This is a genomic window from Streptomyces sp. NPDC048825, assembly GCF_043198355.1.
Lineage (GTDB): Bacteria > Actinomycetota > Actinomycetes > Streptomycetales > Streptomycetaceae > Streptomyces > Streptomyces xiangluensis.
The window spans coordinates 318,947-335,971 of record NZ_JBICUR010000007.1; the positions used below are offsets into that span (position 1 = coordinate 318,947).

At 70.2% G+C, this 17,025-nt stretch carries 13 protein-coding genes and 1 pseudogene; 7 read left to right on the top strand and 7 right to left on the bottom strand.

The window, feature by feature from the left end; genetic code table 11:
- Positions 1-120 precede the first annotated feature (120 nt).
- From ACGFNK_RS19905 to ACGFNK_RS19920, 4 genes are read right to left on the bottom strand one after another with little or no spacing between them, the layout of a single operon-like run.
- Positions 121-1,419, bottom strand: coding sequence for an NAD(P)/FAD-dependent oxidoreductase (locus ACGFNK_RS19905; protein ID WP_393417529.1), 1,299 nt, complete (start codon positions 1,417-1,419; stop codon positions 121-123).
- A complete protein-coding gene (locus ACGFNK_RS19910; protein ID WP_393417531.1) occupies positions 1,416-2,213 on the bottom strand; it encodes an amino acid ABC transporter ATP-binding protein in 798 nt (265 codons plus the stop codon). The genes ACGFNK_RS19905 and ACGFNK_RS19910 overlap by 4 nt, the downstream gene beginning before the upstream one ends.
- The gene (locus ACGFNK_RS19915) at positions 2,210-2,983 is read right to left on the bottom strand and encodes an amino acid ABC transporter permease (RefSeq protein ID WP_393417533.1); all 774 of its coding nucleotides are present in this window, start codon (positions 2,981-2,983) and stop codon (positions 2,210-2,212) included. The genes ACGFNK_RS19910 and ACGFNK_RS19915 overlap by 4 nt, the downstream gene beginning before the upstream one ends.
- 4 nt (positions 2,984-2,987) lie before the next feature.
- Positions 2,988-3,920, bottom strand: coding sequence for a substrate-binding periplasmic protein (locus ACGFNK_RS19920; RefSeq protein ID WP_393417535.1), 933 nt, complete (start codon positions 3,918-3,920; stop codon positions 2,988-2,990).
- Positions 3,921-4,123: 203 nt separating this feature from the next.
- Between ACGFNK_RS19920 and ACGFNK_RS19925 the strand changes: the two genes are divergently transcribed.
- Positions 4,124-5,362 carry a CdaR family transcriptional regulator gene (locus tag ACGFNK_RS19925; protein ID WP_393417537.1) on the top strand — a complete coding sequence of 413 codons (1,239 nt, stop codon included), beginning with the start codon at positions 4,124-4,126 and terminating at the stop codon, positions 5,360-5,362.
- A 139-nt stretch (positions 5,363-5,501) separates the two neighbouring features.
- Here the strand turns inward: ACGFNK_RS19925 and ACGFNK_RS19930 are convergent, their stop codons facing one another.
- Together ACGFNK_RS19930 and ACGFNK_RS19935 are read right to left on the bottom strand one after the other, a co-directional pair.
- Entirely contained in the window at positions 5,502-6,146 is a 645-nt protein-coding gene (locus ACGFNK_RS19930; RefSeq protein ID WP_393417539.1) for a hypothetical protein, read from the bottom strand.
- A gap of 363 nt (positions 6,147-6,509) precedes the next feature.
- Positions 6,510-7,160: a DUF4360 domain-containing protein gene (locus tag ACGFNK_RS19935; RefSeq protein ID WP_393417540.1), complete on the bottom strand. Its 651-nt coding sequence runs from the start codon at positions 7,158-7,160 to the stop codon at positions 6,510-6,512.
- A 520-nt stretch (positions 7,161-7,680) separates the two neighbouring features.
- Between ACGFNK_RS19935 and ACGFNK_RS19940 the strand changes: the two genes are divergently transcribed.
- From ACGFNK_RS19940 to ACGFNK_RS19965, 6 genes and pseudogenes are all read left to right on the top strand, one after another.
- Positions 7,681-9,180 (top strand): ABC transporter substrate-binding protein, encoded by a 1,500-nt coding sequence (locus ACGFNK_RS19940; RefSeq protein WP_393417543.1) that lies wholly within the window; start codon positions 7,681-7,683, stop codon positions 9,178-9,180.
- A 15-nt stretch (positions 9,181-9,195) separates the two neighbouring features.
- A complete protein-coding gene (locus tag ACGFNK_RS19945) occupies positions 9,196-10,122 on the top strand; it encodes an ABC transporter permease (RefSeq protein ID WP_393417545.1) in 927 nt (308 codons plus the stop codon).
- Between the two features lie 14 nt (positions 10,123-10,136).
- Complete coding sequence (locus ACGFNK_RS19950) at positions 10,137-12,239, top strand: dipeptide/oligopeptide/nickel ABC transporter permease/ATP-binding protein (protein ID WP_393417547.1); 2,103 nt, start codon at positions 10,137-10,139, stop codon at positions 12,237-12,239.
- The gene (locus tag ACGFNK_RS19955) at positions 12,232-13,254 is read left to right on the top strand and encodes an ABC transporter ATP-binding protein (RefSeq protein ID WP_393417549.1); all 1,023 of its coding nucleotides are present in this window, start codon (positions 12,232-12,234) and stop codon (positions 13,252-13,254) included. Before ACGFNK_RS19950 ends, ACGFNK_RS19955 begins: the two co-directional genes overlap by 8 nt.
- Before the next feature lie 210 nt (positions 13,255-13,464).
- Positions 13,465-14,640, top strand: a complete 1,176-nt coding sequence (locus tag ACGFNK_RS19960) for a S1 family peptidase (protein ID WP_393417551.1) — start codon at positions 13,465-13,467, stop codon at positions 14,638-14,640.
- A 245-nt stretch (positions 14,641-14,885) separates the two neighbouring features.
- Positions 14,886-15,952: pseudogene (locus tag ACGFNK_RS19965) on the top strand (glycoside hydrolase domain-containing protein); the annotation flags it as partial.
- Between the two features lie 53 nt (positions 15,953-16,005).
- Here ACGFNK_RS19965 and ACGFNK_RS19970 read toward each other — a convergent pair.
- Positions 16,006-16,854, bottom strand: a complete 849-nt coding sequence (locus tag ACGFNK_RS19970; protein WP_393417553.1) for a DUF1206 domain-containing protein — start codon at positions 16,852-16,854, stop codon at positions 16,006-16,008.
- Positions 16,855-17,025 lie beyond the last annotated feature (171 nt).

Below are 17,025 nucleotides of genomic sequence, written 5' to 3' on the forward strand. Positions count from 1 at the left end.
CATGTTCCGGCACCGGGGGAGCGGTCGAGGACGTCGCTGTCATGGGGGAGAGTGACGTCCTCGACCACGCCCCGAGGCTCCGGCGCCGAGCCGCACGCCGCACCTCAGCGCCCCAGCGGCTCAGCGGCTCAGCCGGTCGAAACGGAAGGGCGCGAGGGCTTCGGGCCGCCGGCCGGTGCGGATGTACTCGGCGAGCTGGTGCCCGGTGGCCGGGCCGAGCGTGACGCCGAGCATGCCGTGGCCGGTGGCCGCGAAGGCGTTGTGGTGGCCGGGGACGCGGTCGATCACCGGGAGCCCGTCGGGGAGGAACGGCCGCCCTCCGACCCAGGGGTCGCGGATCAGGCCGACCAGGTCGTCCGGGTCGTCGAACCAGCGGCCCAGGTAGTGGCGGCTGGCGAGGGCGACGGCGACGATACGGCGCCAGTCGAGCCGGTTGTTGTTGCCACTCAGCTCCATCGTGCCGCCGATCCGCGTGGTGCCGCCGATCGGTGAGGCGACGGCCCTGCGCTCGCCGAAGTACAGCGTGTGCCGGGGCGCCTGGTCCAGCTCCACAGAGAAGCTGTAGCCCTTGCCCGCCTGGAGCGGCAGCGGCTGTCCCAGTGAGCGCAGCAGGTGCGGCGAGCGCATCCCGGCCGCGACGACGACGGCCGCACAGGGAATCTCGCCCTGGGTGGTCCGCAGCGCGGCGATGCGCCCCGCGCTCGACCGGAACCCGGTGGCCTCCGCATGCTCGTGGACCTTGACCCCCGAATCGGCCAGCGCCTCCCCCAGCCCTTGGGCGAACGCCTCCGGATCCACCACGCCCTCCCCCTCGACGAGGTAGGCCGCGCGCACCCCGGGCGACAGCGCGTCGTCCAGCAGATGTGCCTCGGGTCCGGTGGTGACGTCGTCGGGCATCGGGTAGCGGCCGTCCGCCATCTGCCGCTGGATCGCGAGATGGTGGCGGGCCTCGACCGGCGACAGGAAGGCGTGCACCATGCCGGGGCGGGTCAGCGTCGTGGCCACGCCGTCCTCGCGCAGACCGTCGAAGAGGTCGAAGGTGTCGCGGTTCAGCTCGGCGATCGCCGCGTAACCGCGCCGGAAGGCCGCCGGTGTGCTGCTGCGCCAGAACCGCCACAACCACCGTACGAACGCCGGATCCGGCAGGGGCCGCAGATAGAGCGGCGAGTCGGGCTGTCCCAGCGAGCGCAGCGCGTAGCGCACCACTCCGGGCGCCGGGACGGGCGTGGAATGGCTGAGGCAGACCCATCCCGCGTTGCCCCGGGAGGCCCCGGAGCCCAGTCCGCGCCGCTCGACGACCTCCACCGGAAGACCGGCCGCGGCCAGGTAGTACGCCGTGCACAGTCCCACGACGCCGCCACCGACGACCACGACGGGGCCCTCGCCGAGCGGGCCCGCCGCACCGGATGCACCGGTCATGACGTGGGCCCGTACGAGGCGAGGAACTCCCGGGTCCGGGCGCGGGCGGGGTTGTCGATGACGTCCTCGGGCCTGCCCTCCTCCACGATCCGGCCGCCGTCGACGAAGACGACGTGGTCGGACACCTCGCGGGCGAACGGCAGTTCATGGGTGACCAGCAGCATCGTCATTCCGTCCGCGGCGAGTTCCCGCATCACGTTCAGCACCTCGCGGGTGGCCTCGGGGTCCAGGGAGGACGTGGGTTCGTCGAAGAGCAGCACCTCGGGCTTGAGGGCGAGGGCCCGCGCGATGGCGACGCGCTGCTGCTCACCACCGGAGAGCTGCTCGGGCTGGGCGAGCCCGCGGTGGGCCACCCCGACGCGGCGCAGCAGCGCGACGGCCCGCTCCAGCGCCTCCTGTTCGGGGACGCCCGCCTTGCGCTGCGCCAGGACGACGTTCTCCACGGCGGTGAGATGCGGGAACAAGTTGAACCGCTGGAAGACCATGCCGACCGTACGACGCAGCCGGGGCAGGTCGCGGCAGACCATCTTGCCGCCGTTGTGCACCACTTCACCGGCGACCTCGACCGTGCCGCCGTCCGGCCGTTCCAGCAGGTTGACGCAGCGCATCAGGGTCGTCTTGCCGCCGCCGCTCTGCCCGATGACGCTGACGATCCGGCCCCGGTCGACCTCCAGGTTCACGTTGTCGAGGACGAGACGGCCGTCGAAGGACTTGCTGAGGCCCTCGATCCGTACGACGGCATCGGTGGTGGCCGCCGGTATGACGGTCTTCGCTGTGGTGACGGGCTCGGTCATACCGCCGCCTCCTTCCGGTCGGCCTTGCGGTCGGTGCCGACCGAGATGTCGGCCGCGAGCAGTGCGCGGGCGGCCCGCATCCGGCGCCGTCGCCACGGGGACAGGGGGACGCCCGCGCGCACCTTCCGCTCCAGCAGCAGGAGGAGCTGGGAGAGCGGGTAGCAGAGGGCGAAGTAGATGGCCGAGATGACCAGGTACACCTCCAGCGCGCGGAAGGTGGACGAGGTGATCAGCCGCCCCTCCGACATCAGCTCGGCGGCGGAGATGGTGACCAGCAGCGATGTGGACTTCAGCAGGTCGACGAGAAAGGTGTTGGTGCCGGGCAGTGCCTGCCGGACGGCCTGCGGCAGGATCACCTGGCCGAAGATGCCTGCCCTGCCCAGCCCCAGCGCCTCCCCCGCCTCCGTCTGTCCGGCATGCACCCCGCTGATCGCGGAGCGGAAGATCTCGGACAGGTAGGCGGCGTAGAAGACGATGAGGCTGACGCAGCCGGCCGTGAACACGTCCAGCTTGAGACCGGCCGAGGCCAGGCCGAAGTAGGCCAGGAAGATGATGGCCAGGAGCGGGATGTTCTTGAAGACCTCGGTGTAGACGGCGGCGACGGCGCGCGCGGGCCATACCTTGCTCAGCCTGAGCAGGGCCACCGCCAGGCCGAGCAGTACGGCGCCGACGAAGCTGACGACCGTGTAGGAGAGGGTGCGCCAGAGCGCGTCGATGAGGTCGGAACGGTAGTCGGACCAAGGGACTTGGAAGAGCTCGGACACTGTCATCCCCTCACTGGGCGATGGACGGCGGCGTCCAGTCCTGGGGCCGGTCCACGCCTTGGCGCGCCGGGGCGACAGCGGCGTCGGGTGTGAGGAACTGCTCCGGGTCACCGCCGTACTTCTTGACGAGTTTCTCCATCTCGCCGTTCTTGTACATGGCGTCTATCTGCTCGGAGATCGCCTTCTCCAGCTTGGTGGCCTTCTTGGGGAGGTAGAAGCCGGTCTGGTACGGCTGGAAGTACGCGTACGCGGGCTTCGCCTTCACCTGCTCGGCGGTCGGCGGCGTCATGTACTGGGTCTCGATCTTCAGTTCCGGCCGTTCCTTCTGCGCCGCGATGATGATCAGCGGGTCGAGGAAGCCGACGTCGACGCGGCCGGCGCCGAGGTCGTCGAAGACGCCGTTGGCGTCGGGGTAGGCGTGCAGCTTGGCGTCGGGCACGGCCTGGATCGACTTGACCCAGACATAGCCCTCGACCGTGCCCAGTTCCAGGCCCTTCAGGTCGTCGACCGTCTTGTACGTCTTGCCGTTCCTGACGGCCATCGCCGGGGGCGAGTAGTACGGCGGATCGGTGAACAGCCCCTGCTTCTGCCGCTCCTCGGTCCAGGCGACGCCGCCGATGGTGATGTCCACCCGGCGGGACTGCACTCCGGCGAGCATGCCGGCGAAGTCCGTGACCTCGGGCTCGACCTTCAACCCCAGCTTCTCCGCCGCGTAGTTGAGGATGTCGCCGTCCAGTCCGACGATCTTGTCGCCCTCGACACTGGTGTACGGGGCGTACGGCTGGACGGCCACCTTGAGCACGCCCGGCGCGAGGGTGCCGAGCCCGGCGGCCTTCGCGGACACGTTGGTCGGTTCGTCGTCGCTGTCCGAGCCGCAGGCAGCGGTGGCCGAAAGCAGGAGTGTCGCGGACAAAGCGGCGACAAGTGAGCGCACACGGGTCATCGGCATGGTCTTCCGTTCTGGCACTGAAGGGGTCCGCCGTTCACCTCGCTGGGCCCGGCGGGGGATGTGACAGGGCCCATACGCTATGGACAGGCTCGCGGTACGTCACCGGTCACTTCGTCCGAACTTATGGCCGAAATCGTTCGATGCACTGTACGGTGCGTCCAGTCCGGGCAACGGCCCCGCGGCGGGAGGAGCCCTTGATGCTGAGCCCGTCACTCGCGCAGGAGATCGCCGGGGACACCTCGGCGGTCATCGGCTTCAACGTGCTGATCACCGATGCGACGGGCACGGTCATCGGCAGCGGCGACAGCAGCCGGGTCGGCACCTTTCACGAGGCGTCCGTCGAGGTGATCCGTACGAAGGAGCCCGCCACGCACAACACCTCGCAGGCTCTCCAACTGCGGGGAGTACGCCCCGGAGTCACCCTGCCGCTGGTCACGGACGGGCAGGCGGTGGGCACGGTCGGGATCACCGGTACGCCCGCCCAGGTGCGCCGCTTCGGACTCCTGGTGAAGCGCCAGACGGAGATTCTGCTGCGGGAATCGGTGATGCTGCGCTCCCGGCTGCTCGCCGAGCGGGCGGCCGAGAAACTGCTCGCCGACATCGCCTCGTACGACCCTCATGTCGTGGAGGGCGAGTTCTTGCTGTTCCGGGCCGCCGAGCTGGGTTTCGACCTGCGGCTTCGGCGGGTGGCGGTGGCGTTCGAGGTGACCGTGCCCGATGCGGGCGCCCGCCGCCAGGGGGCGCCGACCCGGGACATGGCGCTGATCCGCTCGGAACTGCTCCGCACGGTGCGCGAGGTCTTCGCCGACCCCCAGGACATCGTCGCCACCACTGCGCCCGGCTGGATCGGCGTACTGCACCGGCTGCCGACCCGGCGTCCGGTGACGTCGCTGGTCGACGACTGCCGCAGGGTCACCGACGTCATCGCCGCCCAGGACGGCCTCGCCGCCCGCGCCGGCATCGGCGAACCCGCCTCCTCGGTCGGCGCCCTGCACGACTCCTACCAGGACGCCTGCGACGCGCTGCGCCTCGGCGCCCGCGTGGGGAGCGAAGCGAAATGGGGGTCCCCCCGCACGGAGGGTGGGGGAGGCTCCCCCGTCCACCTGATCACCGACCTCCGCGTCCACCAGGTCCTGGCAGCGGTGGGCCAGCCCGCCCGCAACCGCCTGCTGGACCTCACCGCCGCGGACCTGCGCGCCCAGCCGGACTGGCCGGTACTCCGCGACACGATCACCGCCTGGTGCGAGAGCGGCTTCAACCTCGTACGGGCCTCCGCGGCCCTGCACATCCACCGCAACACCGTCGTCTACCGAATGAACAAGATCGAGCAGATCACCGGCCGTCCCCTGCGTGAGCATCGGATCACCATGGCTTTGTACCTGGCCTGTCTGTCCGACCGACTGGGCAGCGGCGTACCCCCTGCGGGCGATTCCTAGGTCCACAGTTCGGCGAGGCGCTCGAGGTCGTCCTGGACCGAATCCCGGCCTGCGCCTGAGGAGCTGGTGGACAGGCGAAACACCGCCCCCACAGCTGGGCACGGCGGCCGCTGATGAGCTGTCATGGCCGGGTTACAGATCAGTCTCCAGCCGAAGGCACGACCGTGTAAAAGAGCCGCTTCCAGGACCCGGACCTGGTCAGAGCCAGTCCCAGGGGCTCCAGAACAGAATGGAGCCTGTCGAGCCGGGCGCGGACGGCCGCGCGGTTCAGGGGCTGTTCGGCGGTGCCGAGCAGTTGGCTCAGATCGTGGCAGCACCACGGTCGCCGGTCGCTGAGCAGCAGACGCAGGAGCAGTCTTTGCGAGCCGTGATGGGGAAGCACCGAGGCGGGCGGGGAACACTGCTCGTACGGCACGGGACCGGCCGAGGCCAGCGAACGCCGTTCCGTGGCCAGCCGTACGGCCAGTTCCTCGACCGGCATGTTCCGCGTCAGGACGTTGTCGGCACCGGCGTCGAGGAGGTCGGCGGCATCGGCGCCTTGGGGCACGAGCGCTATGACGGGCGCCAGCCGGCGCAGCAGTCCTACGCGATGCTCCAGGCCGGGTCTCCATCGCTCGTCCGGTACGTCGAGAATAGCGAGCGACCGCGGTTCGGTCAGCAGCTCTTCGTAGGCGTGGTGCGATCCCCACGGGTGGATGAGCGGAGGGAGTAATCGCGCCCCGCGCAGGGCGCGCAGAAGGGGCCCGCTGCGGGATCGGTCGAGAGAAACGATGACGTAGTTCATGTCGCTGTTCACGCAGCAGGCGAGGAGGTCTCGGAGTGCCTTCGTGATGTCGGTGGCGCCATCGAAGGCAACGTTGTCAAAAGGCAGGCGCGCTGGTGGTCCAAGTTCAGGATGGTCAGTGTCATGGTGTGCCGCTTCGGTCGACTGCGGGACGCGTCCGCCGGTCTACGGACACGCAGAGCCTGCCATGTCCGAGTCAACATCCGGCCAGCATTCGATCGGCGCGTCCGGAAGTGGCGCACTTGTTACGAGGCCCTGCGAACTCCACGGCCAACTGGTCCGTACGGAAGGGGCGTTCGCCGCTGACTGGGGCGGGGCCCCGGTCAGCGGCGAACAACGGGTCAGGGTCGCCGTGTTCCCGCGCTACTTCCCGGGGCACTCCTTCCAGGCCAGGTGATAGATGGTGCTGATGTCACCGTCGGTGGAGTCCATGGTCATGAAGCTCGTACTGCCGGGCGCGGAGGTTCCCGCGTTGACCCGCAGTTCGGTGTTGATGTTGAAGTTGCGCTGCACTCCGCAGGGTGCCCAGACCAGTTGTGCCCAGTCGGTGGTGTCGGTCGCCTGCCAGTTGTCGTTGTAGGGGCCTCTGAACGGATGGGTTCTGGACTCCGTGTTCGGCGATCCCTGGAAGTAGTACGAGGCCTTCTGGGTACTGCTCGCGCCCGGCTGGAGCGAGGCGAAGCCTCTGTAGTCGGCGCTCGCGACCGCGTAGGTGAAGCCCTGCGGCACGTGGACGATGAGGTTGAGCTGGCAGTTCTTGCGGAACGCGGTGGGACTGGCGCCGCCGCCCACCTGGGCGAGGTAGTCGCTGTACGTCACCGTGAAGGCAGTGTTGTCCTGCGAGACGGCCACGGCGGCCGTCCCCTGGGGACAACCCGACCCGTTGACCGTGGCGACCTCGATCACGATCTTGTCCGGGGGCGGGTCGGCGATCGCGGAGGAGCTCTGCGGCGCGGGGAGCGCCGAGGCGAACAGCGCTGTGACCGCGCCGCTCAGAAGCAGTCCACCAGTCATCTTCTTCCAATCCGGTGCTTCGGTGGTCCTGGCGGTTAGGGCAGGTGCCTGCGCCGCCGGGGTTGGGGGGTGCGGTGTCCGCCTGCGCGGAGACTGTCGCTGACCAGGTGCGTCGGATGGAGCAAGGGCGTGGGCATGCGCACACAAAGGGCGCATAGGTCATGCACATGCCAAACGCGGGAGCGCGCTCACGACTTCGTGAAGGAAATGTGAAGGCCGTGAGCCATCGCGCATCGTATGGCGCTGCGCACCGGCGGACTAGGGCGATCTCCAGCCATTTGGGATCCCACCTCGTCCGCGCACGTGAAGTGCCGGTGAACGTACGGGCGGCCAGTCTCTTTCTGCACGCACCTTGACGCCTTCGGCCCAGTCGATCTCATAATGTCGCGTCCACATATCTAAACGTTGTTTCTTCTTGTGGACGCAGCTCGAACAGCACGGAGGATCAGTGACCGGTCCAGGCTTAGCCCGTACCCGTTCGACGGCCCGTTCTCGCCGGGGGCGGGCGGCGGGTGCGTTCATGTCCGTAGGCGTACTACTCGCCCTCTCAGGGTGTTCGGTGGCCGGGGCCGACCCCATCGGTGAAGGGCCGGACACTCTGCGCGTCGTCCTGCCCGAGGAGCCGCCGACCCTCGAGCCCTGCGATGCCTCGCTCACCGCGACGGGACGGGTGACGCGGGCCAACATCACCGAGGCGCTGACCGAGCGCGAGCCGTCCACGGGGCGACTGGAACAGGCCCTGGCCACCAAGTGGACCCGCACGTCGCCCACTTCGTGGACTTTCACGCTCCGCGAGGGCGTCACGTTCCATGACGGCACACCGCTCACGGCTGAGGCGGCGGCGTTCTCGATCAAGCGCGCCACGGACTCCGACATCGACTGCAATGTCGACGGCTATATCTTCACGGACAGCGAGGTCACCGCAACTCCCGTCAATGACACGAAACTTGAGGTCAAGACGGCCAAGCCGGACCCGATCCTCCCGCTGCGCCTGTCCTTCGTCGAGATCGTGCCGACCACCACCAACCCCGGTGCCAGGGTGCGCGAGCCGGTCGGCACCGGCCCGTACCGGATCGACGAATGGAGCCAGGGCCGCTTTCTGCGCCTGAAGCGCTATCCCGGCTACTGGGGCAAGGCCCCCGAGTACGCCGCGGCGAAGTACGTATGGCGCGCGGAGGGCAGCGTGCGCGCGGCCATGGTGACCAATGACGAGGCGGATGTCGCGATCGGGCTCGCTCCCGAGGACGGGGCGGGCGACCGGGCGGTGGAGTTCGCCACCAACGAGGTCTCGTTCCTGCGGATGGACGCCGACAAGCCACCGCTCGACGACATCCGGATCCGCCGGGCCATCAACTACGCCATCGACCGGGAAGGCCTGGTCACGGCGGTCTTCGCGGGCCGGCCGAGCGGCCAGCTCGTGGCGAAGGGCGTCACCGGACACAATCCACGGGTTCGGCCATGGCCGTACGACCCGGAGCGCGCGAAGAAACTCGTGGCCGAGGCCAGCGCCGACGGAGTCCCGACCGACCGGACCATCACGATCATCGGCCGCAACGCGATCTACCCGAAGGCCGCCGAGGCGATGGAGGTCGTACAGGACGGCCTGCTCAAGGCCGGGCTGAAGGTCGAGATCAAGATGCTCGACGTCAACGCCTGGCTGGAGTACCTGCTGCGGCCCTTCCCCAAGGGCATCGGTCCCACCCTCCTCCAGGCACAGCACGGCAACCAGGCGGGGGACGCCGCGTTCACGATGGGGCAGATCTACGGCAGCAAGGGCGCGCAGAGCAGTTACGGCACTCCGGAACTGGACGGGCTGATCAACCAGGCCCAGCTCGCCGCCGGCGAAGCGCGCCAGAAGGCGTTCGCGGGCGCGTTCGCGTACCAGAACGACGAGGTCGTACGGGACGCCGTCATGGCCAACATGACCGGCATCATGGCCCTTTCCCCGAACGTCCGTTACCGGCCCGACTCGGCCTCCAATGACGAGATGCGGCTCGCCGACATGCACCGTACGGACTGAGGGAGGAGCGGGCCGATGTTCATCATGCTGCGCCGCCGCGCGGTCTCCAGCGTCATACCCCTGCTGGTCGTGGTTCTCGGGGTGTTCTTCCTGGCCCGTCTCACCGGGGACCCCGCCAATCTGTACCTGCCGCTCAGCGCGACGCCCGAGATGCGCGCCGAGTTCGCCGCCCGCAACGGTCTCGACGACCCGCTGCTCGCCCAGTTCGGTGACTACCTCGGCCAGGTCGTCCACCTGGACTTCGGTGAATCACTGCGCACCGCCCAGCCGGCGGGTGAGGCGGTGCTGCGGGCCTTCCCCGCCACCCTCCAGCTCGCCGGGTGGACGATGCTGCTCGCCATCCTGGGCGCCGTCGTGATCGGCAGCCTGGCGGCGTACCGGCCCAACTCGGCGACCGACCGGGTCGCGAGCTTTCTGTCCTCGACGGCCGCGAGCGTTCCCGACTTCTGGCTCGCCATCATGGGCGTGCTGGTGTTCGCGGTGACACTCGGCTGGCTGCCCACCTCCGGCACGAGCGGCGCGGCGGCGTGGGTGCTGCCCGTGGTGACGCTGCTCATCCGTCCGTTCGGGGTGCTGGTGCAGGTGGTACGCGGCGCCATGGTCTCCGCGCTGTCCGCCCCGTACGTCAAGGTGGCGCGCAGCAAGGGGGCGAGCGAGTCGCGGGTGGTCTTCGGGCATGCCCTGCGCAACGCGGCGGCACCGGCGCTCACCGTCGCGGGTGACCTCGCTGTCGGGCTGGTCAACGGGGCCGTCGTCGTCGAGACGATCTTCGGCTGGCCCGGCATCGGCAAGCTCATGATCGACTCGGTTCTGCAGCGTGACTTCGCGGTCCTGCAGGCCGCGGTACTGCTGACCGCTCTGGTGATCTTCGCGCTCAACATCCTGGTGGACATCTGTCACGCGCTCCTCGACCCGCGGGTCCGGCAGCAGGCGGCGGCGTGAGTCAAGGAGGTGACATGCTCCCGAAGGACGACGTGCTCCGGCAGGACGCGGACAAGGGGCAGGACAGGGACACGGGTGCGGAGAGCGGCCCGGGTTCCGGGACCGACCGTGCGGCGGTACGGGTGAAGTGGCCTGCTCTGCTGCTCCAGGACCGGTTCGCCTTCGCGGCGGCCATGGTCCTGTTACTGGTCGCTCTGTGCGCCGTACTGGGCCCGCTCCTCATCGGAGACCTGGCGACGCGTCAGAACCTGCGCGACCCCGGCCGGCCGCCCTTCAGCCTCGAGGACGGCTGGGCGTACGTACTCGGCAGCGACTCCCTCGGCCGCCCCGTCGCCGCGCGGCTGATCGCCGCGGCCGGGACGACCCTGTCGGTGGCCGTACCCGCCGTCCTGTGTTCCCTCGTCGTCGGCTCGGTGTGGGGCATGTGGGCGGGCTATCACGGGGGTTGGCGCGAGAACGTGTCCCTGCGGATCGCCGATGTGATCCTCAGCTTCCCCTCGCTGCTGCTGGCCGTGGTCGTGCTGTACGTGTTCTCGCCGAGCGCCGCGAACATCGTGCTGGTACTGGCCCTCGCGCGGATCCCCGTGTACCTGCGGACCGCGCGGGCCGAGTCCGCCGAACTGCGCAGCCGGCTGTTCATCGACGCGGCCCGCACCTTCGGCACCAACGGCTGGGCGACCATCCGGCGCCACGTCGCACCCACGGTGCTGCCCACCCTGCTCACCGTCGCCGCCCTCGACTTCTGCTTCGTGATGCTGACCGAATCCTCGCTCAGCTTCCTGGGGATCGGCATCCAGCCGCCGGACGTGAGCTGGGGGCTGATGGTGGCGCAGGGACGGCAGGAGTTGCAGAGCTCCTGGTGGATAGCGGTCTTCCCCGGCCTCGCCATCGTCATCACGACGGTATCGGCGACCGTTCTCGCCGCCTGGGCCCGGCTCTCGACGGACCCGGGTCAGCGGTGGCGGCGGGGGATCCGGCGTGGGGGGCGGCGCCCTGAACCCACTCCAGCCGTCCAGGAGACGGGAGTCGAGCCGACCAAGTCCATCTCGGCGGGGAACACGAGCAAACCGGTGCCGGCCACTCCAGAAACAAGGGAAGTCCCCAAGGAAGTCCTCTCCCCCGCCGAGCCGCTCTCCACTCGCCCTGACACCCTGGCCGTCGACGGCCTTTCGGTCTCGGTCCATACCGCCGCCGGGCCCGTCCCCGTCGTACGCGGCGTGAGCTTCGGCGTGCGTTCCGGCAAGACCCTCGCTCTGCTGGGCGAGTCCGGATGCGGCAAGAGTATGACCGCGCACGCCGTCGCGGGCCTGCTCGATCCCGCCGCTCAAGTCATGGGCGGGCAGGCGCGGTTGGAGGGTGAGGACCTGCTCGCGCTGGGATCACGGGCGCGGCGCCGACTCGCCGGTCCCGGCCTTGCCATCGTCTTCCAGGATGCGCTGAGCGCGCTCAACCCCGTTCACACGGTCGGGGCCCAGCTCGCGGAGCCGTTCCGTATCCACGAGCGGATGTCGCGGCGTGCCGCGCGGGCCAAGGCCGTTGAGCTGATGGAACGTGTGGGCATCCCGGAGGCGCGGTCACGCGCCGACGCGTATCCGCACCAGTTCTCCGGAGGCATGCGCCAGCGCCTGCTGATCGCGATGGCGGTCGCGCTGCGGCCGAAGGTACTGCTCGCCGACGAGCCCACGACGGCACTGGACGTCACCGTGCAGGCCCAGATCATGGATCTCCTGAGGGAGTTGCGGAGCGAGCAGCAGATGGCTCTGGTCCTCATCACGCACGACCTCGGGCTCGTCGCCGAGCACGCGGACCGGGTCGCCGTCATGTACGCGGGTACGGTCGTGGAGACCGGTCCGGTGGCCGAGGTGTTCGGCAAGCCCAACCACCCGTACACCCGGGGCCTGTTGGAGTCGGTGCCGGCCGAGCAGCACAAGGGCTCCCGGCTGAGCTCCATTCCCGGAGGCCCGCCCGACCCACGCGCCGTGCCCTCCGGCTGTGCCTTCCGTACGCGCTGCCCGATGGCCCGCGACCTGTGCGCCACCCACCGGCCGACGCTGGCCGGTACCGGAGCCGACCGAGCCGCCGCCTGCCACTTCGGGAAGGAGCTGGCCGATGCCTGAGTCCGGGACACTGCTGGAGGCCACCGGCCTGGCCAAGAGTTTCACGGTGCCGCGCACCGCCAAGGGCAGCACCAGGCTGCGCGCGGTCGACGGGGTGGACCTCAGCCTGGGACGCGGCGAGACCCTCGGCCTCGTCGGCGAGTCCGGCTGCGGCAAGTCCACGCTGGCCAGGATTCTGCTGATGCTGGAGCATCCCGACGAGGGCACAGTACGGTTCGAGGGCGTGGACCCGTTCTCGTTGTCGGGTGCGAAGCTGCTCGCCTGGCGCCGCAAGGTGCAGATGGTCTTCCAGGACCCGTTCGGCTCGCTCAACCCCCGGCTGTGCGCGGCGGATCTGATCAGCGAGCCCTGGCGCACCCACCGCGACCTCGTGCCCGGCCCGAAGCGCGCGGCGCGCGTAGGTGAGCTGCTGGAGATGGTCGGGCTGCGCGCGTCCGACGCACGCCGCCACCCACAGGAGTTCTCCGGAGGGCAACGGCAGCGGATCGGGATCGCCCGCGCCCTGGCACTGGAGCCCGATGTCATCGTCTGCGACGAGCCTGTCTCCGCACTGGATCTGTCGGTACAGGCGCAAGTGCTCAACCTGCTGTGCGATCTGCGGGACGAGCTGGGGCTGTCGTACGTGTTCATCTCGCACGACCTGTCCGTGGTGCGGCACGTCGCCGACCGCGTTGCCGTCATGTACCTGGGCAGGATCGTGGAGACGGGCCCGGCGGAGGAGGTCTTCGAGCGGCCACGCCACCCTTACACGGCGGCGCTCCTGTCGGCGGCCCCGTCCCTGGCGGCCGGAGGCAGGGCGAAGAGACAGCGCATCCTGCTCAGCGGCGAGATCCCGTCACCGGCCGACCCACCGTCCGGGTGCCGGTTCAGGACCCGGTGCTGGCGTGCGGAGGACGTATGCGCCGAGGTCGTCCCGACGCCGACACCCGCCGCACCGGGCCACACGGCGGCCTGCCACTTCCCGCTGGATGAGGCGTCCGCGCTCACGGGAGATCACCGGGCCGGCGCCTCCTGAGCCCGGCTGCCGGCCCGCCCCGCCGAAGTCCCCTTCGGCGGACCAGAAAGGCCGCCAACACGCCCCCGACGCCCACTCGTTCATCCGCCACGCCATTGGTATGGACCTGTCCATGATCACCGGCTAGGCTCTGCCCCGCCACGTACGAGAGCGCTCTCACCGTTCTGCTGTTCCACCCCCACCTTGCTGGAACAACGAAGGGCTACTGCCTTGAGACGCACTACAGCCATGCGCACCGGCCTGGCCACACTCCTCCTGCTCGCCACGTGGGCCGGCGCGGGCGCCCTGCCGGCCTCCGCCGCCGACGCCCCCGGCGCCCCCGAATCCGTCCGCTCCTCAGACGCCCCGGCCTCCACCGCACTCCTGTCCGCCATGCAACGGGATCTGGGCCTGACCAAGTCCCAGGCCGAGGCGCGGCTGGCGGACGAGAAGGCGGCGGCAGCCGTCGAAGCGAAGGCGCGGCGTGCCGCGGGAGCGGCGTACGGGGGCTCCTGGTTCGACGCCAAGAGCGGCAAGTTGACCGTGGCCGTGACGGCCGGCGCCCCCGACGCCACCGTCGACGCCGTACGAGAGAGCGGCGCGAACATCCGTACCGTCGAGCACAGCGCGCGCCGGCTCGACGCGGTCAAGGCGCGCATCGACAAGCTGTCCGCGCCGGAGGGCGTCAGCGGCTGGCGTGTCGACCCCCGGGCGAGCACGGTCGTCGTGAGCGTCGTCGGCGTGCAGCGCGCTGACAACGATGTCCAGAAGTTCGTCGAACGGGCCCGTGCGGCAGGACCAGTCACCGTCGAGGAGACCGACGAGGTACCGCAGACCTTCGCCGCCGGGACGGTCGGCGGCGACCCCTACTACACCGGCAACGTCCGCTGTTCCATCGGGTTTTCGGTGCACGGAGGCTTCGTCACCGCCGGGCACTGCGGCCGGGCCGGAGCCGGTGTCAGCGGCTGGGACCGGTCGTACATAGGCAACTTCCAGGGGTCGTCGTTCCCGGACAACGACTACGCCTGGGTCAACGTCGGAAGCGGCTGGTGGACGGTGCCCGTCGTGCTCGGCTGGGGCACGGTCCCCGACCGGCTCGTCCGAGGGTCCGCCGAGGCACCCGTCGGCGCTTCCATCTGCCGTTCGGGGTCGACCACGCGCTGGCACTGCGGCACGGTGCTCGGCAAGAACGAGACCGTCAACTACAGCCAGGGCGCGGTGCATCAGATGACCAAGACCAGCGTCTGCGCGGAGCCGGGCGACTCGGGCGGCTCCTTCATCAGCGGCGACCAGGCGCAGGGTGTCACCTCCGGGGGCTCGGGCAACTGCTCCAGCGGCGGCCAGACCTGGTACCAGCCGATCAACGAGATCCTCAACCGGTACGGGCTCACTCTGCACACGGCCTGACCCCGCCACACCGCAGGTACACGGGCTCCGTCACCGCACGCGTGGCGGAGCCCCGTCCTGCCCGAGCGCAACACCGGCGGCCCAACGCCGGGGGCCCAACGCCGGGGGCCCAAATGCCCTGGATTCACCGCGCGTTCACCGAGCCTGCCACTGCCGTCGGTTCACCCCGCGCCCCGATGATCTACGCTCGGCGGCGCTTTGCGGTCCTCTCCCCCTGGCGGTAGTCCGGGCCGCGCCGTCCGTATCCTTCGGCGGCGACGCTGGCCACGTTCTACGCGATGGGCGTACGCCACTTCGACTATCGCGGCGCCTTCGACTCGCTGGCCCGCCAGGCCACCGTGCCGCACCCCGACGGGCTCTCCGACGCCGGCTGCCCAGGCCAGTGCACAGGCCAACGGCCCAATCTGGCCCAGTATTTGACCTCCCACTACGCCGCGCAGGACGTCTGCCACTGCTGGGGCGGCGCCGCCGAGACCCGGAGGACTCGGTCGCCGACTCGGCGCTCGGGCGCTGGGCGGAGCTGTTGGGCCTCGACAAGCAGGCCGCCGCGTTCGCCGAGCGGGGCGGCTGGTGGCGCAACGTCTTCAACCCGCAGGCGTCCGACGCGGCGGGAACTTCCGGCTACATCCAGGCCCGCAACCTCGACGGCTCCTGGGTGACGCCGTTCAGTCCCGGCAGCGACCGGGGCTTCGCCCAGGGGACGAGCGCGACGTACACCTGGATGGTGCCGCAGGACGTCCAGGGCCTCGCCGAGGCGATGGGCGGACGTGAGGTGGCCGCGCGACGGCTGGACGGTTTCTTCCACAAGCCCGACGGGTCCTGGTCCGTGAAGGGCGGCGACCCGCTGCGCTACGACCCGACCAACGAGCCCGGTATCCACGCCCCGTGGCTCTACAACGCGCTCGGTCAGCCCTGGAAGACGCAGGCGACGGTGCGGCAGATCGTCGACACCGTCTACGGCACCGGACCGGCCGGGCTGCCCGGCAACGACGACCTCGGGACCATGTCCGCCTGGTACGTCTTCTCCGCCCTCGGCCTCTATCCGCAGACCCCGGGCAGCGCCTCGATGCTCCTGAGCGCGCCGCTCTTCCCGCACGCCGTCGTCGACCGTCCCGGCCGCGACATCGTCATCGACGCGCCCGCCGCCGACGCCGGCCACCCGTATGTCAGCGGTGTCCGGCTCAACGGGCGTCCGTACGACCGTTCTTGGACCGACACCCGCCTCCTGGAGAACGGCGGCAACCTCACCTTCCGGCTCGGTGAGCAGCCGGACACCGACTGGGCGACCTCGCCCGAGAGCCTGCCCCGCTGACGCGACGTCACTGTTGCCCCGGATTCGATCCCTGGGATCCGGGGCATCGTCCGTCAGAGTCTGCGCCAGCGTGCCATGGCGAACGAGAACACCCCGAACAGGACCAGTCCGATCGCGACGCCCACCAGCAGCCACGGCCCCATCGTCGTCTCGGTGAACGAACGCAGTGTGTCGTCCATGCCCTTGGCCTGGTCCGGCTCGTACTCCACGGCCGCGCGGAGCGCGAAGACTCCTGCCGCGGCGAACACCAGACCACGTGCCGCACCGCCCACGACACCCGCCGTGTCGACCAACCGGCGCGTCTGTGGCGGAATTTGACCGAGCCGCAAGTGCTTGCGATACCGGCGTGCCACGGCCCGGACACCCATCACCACACCCACGCAGGCGACAGCGGCACCGGCCACCCCCATGAACCACTGCCCCCCGGACAGCTCCAGGACCCTCGCCGTCACATCGCGCGACCGCCCGTCGCTGGACCCGCTGCCGCTGCCCCGGGCGCCCGCGGCGAACGAGAGCACCGAGTAGGCGACGAACCCGTAGAAGACGGCGCGAGCCGCCGACGACAGGCGCTTCTTCCCGGTGCGGCCGTCCGGGCCCGCCGCGCCGAACAGCGCTTCGGACAGCCGCCACAGGGCCATGCCGCACAGTCCGGCGCCCAGGGCCCACAGCAGGACGGCCCCGAAGGGCTGCTCGGCGACCTCGGCGAGCGCGCCTCCCTGGTCCGCCTGCCGCCGGCCACCGCCGAAGGCGAACTGCAGCGCCAGCATGCCGACCAGCAGATACAGGACACCGCGTGCGGTGAACCCCGCCCGCCCGGCGCCCTCGGTCAGTGGCCCCGCCGCCCGGCGAGTCCCGGCCCGGTTCCTCCATACCGACGTACTCATCGACGTACGCGAGTGCATCAGGACCTCCCCCGGACAGGTGCCCCGACAGGGACATACGACACTCGGGACAGCCGGGCCGGAGTGGGCCGGTACCCCCCGATTCCGGAGCGAAGCGGAGCGATCGAACATACGATGGGCGTGCACTGGCCGGTGCTGCGGTGAGACCGCACCAGGACGCCGGCCGCTCGG

What these genes read in the sequence shown, in the direction of transcription:
- ACGFNK_RS19905 (WP_393417529.1), bottom strand. Translation starts at nt 1,419, where the DNA reads ATGACCGGTGCATCCGGTGCGGCGGGCCCGCTCGGCGAGGGCCCCGTC.
- ACGFNK_RS19910 (WP_393417531.1), bottom strand. Translation starts at nt 2,213, where the DNA reads ATGACCGAGCCCGTCACCACAGCGAAGACCGTCATACCGGCGGCCACC.
- ACGFNK_RS19915 (WP_393417533.1), bottom strand. Translation starts at nt 2,983, where the DNA reads ATGACAGTGTCCGAGCTCTTCCAAGTCCCTTGGTCCGACTACCGTTCC.
- ACGFNK_RS19920 (WP_393417535.1), bottom strand. Translation starts at nt 3,920, where the DNA reads ATGACCCGTGTGCGCTCACTTGTCGCCGCTTTGTCCGCGACACTCCTG.
- ACGFNK_RS19925 (WP_393417537.1), top strand. Translation starts at nt 4,124, where the DNA reads ATGCTGAGCCCGTCACTCGCGCAGGAGATCGCCGGGGACACCTCGGCG.
- ACGFNK_RS19930 (WP_393417539.1), bottom strand. Translation starts at nt 6,146, where the DNA reads ATGAACTACGTCATCGTTTCTCTCGACCGATCCCGCAGCGGGCCCCTT.
- ACGFNK_RS19935 (WP_393417540.1), bottom strand. Translation starts at nt 7,160, where the DNA reads ATGACTGGTGGACTGCTTCTGAGCGGCGCGGTCACAGCGCTGTTCGCC.
- ACGFNK_RS19940 (WP_393417543.1), top strand. Translation starts at nt 7,681, where the DNA reads ATGTCCGTAGGCGTACTACTCGCCCTCTCAGGGTGTTCGGTGGCCGGG.
- ACGFNK_RS19945 (WP_393417545.1), top strand. Translation starts at nt 9,196, where the DNA reads ATGTTCATCATGCTGCGCCGCCGCGCGGTCTCCAGCGTCATACCCCTG.
- ACGFNK_RS19950 (WP_393417547.1), top strand. Translation starts at nt 10,137, where the DNA reads ATGCTCCCGAAGGACGACGTGCTCCGGCAGGACGCGGACAAGGGGCAG.
- ACGFNK_RS19955 (WP_393417549.1), top strand. Translation starts at nt 12,232, where the DNA reads ATGCCTGAGTCCGGGACACTGCTGGAGGCCACCGGCCTGGCCAAGAGT.
- ACGFNK_RS19970 (WP_393417553.1), bottom strand. Translation starts at nt 16,854, where the DNA reads ATGCACTCGCGTACGTCGATGAGTACGTCGGTATGGAGGAACCGGGCC.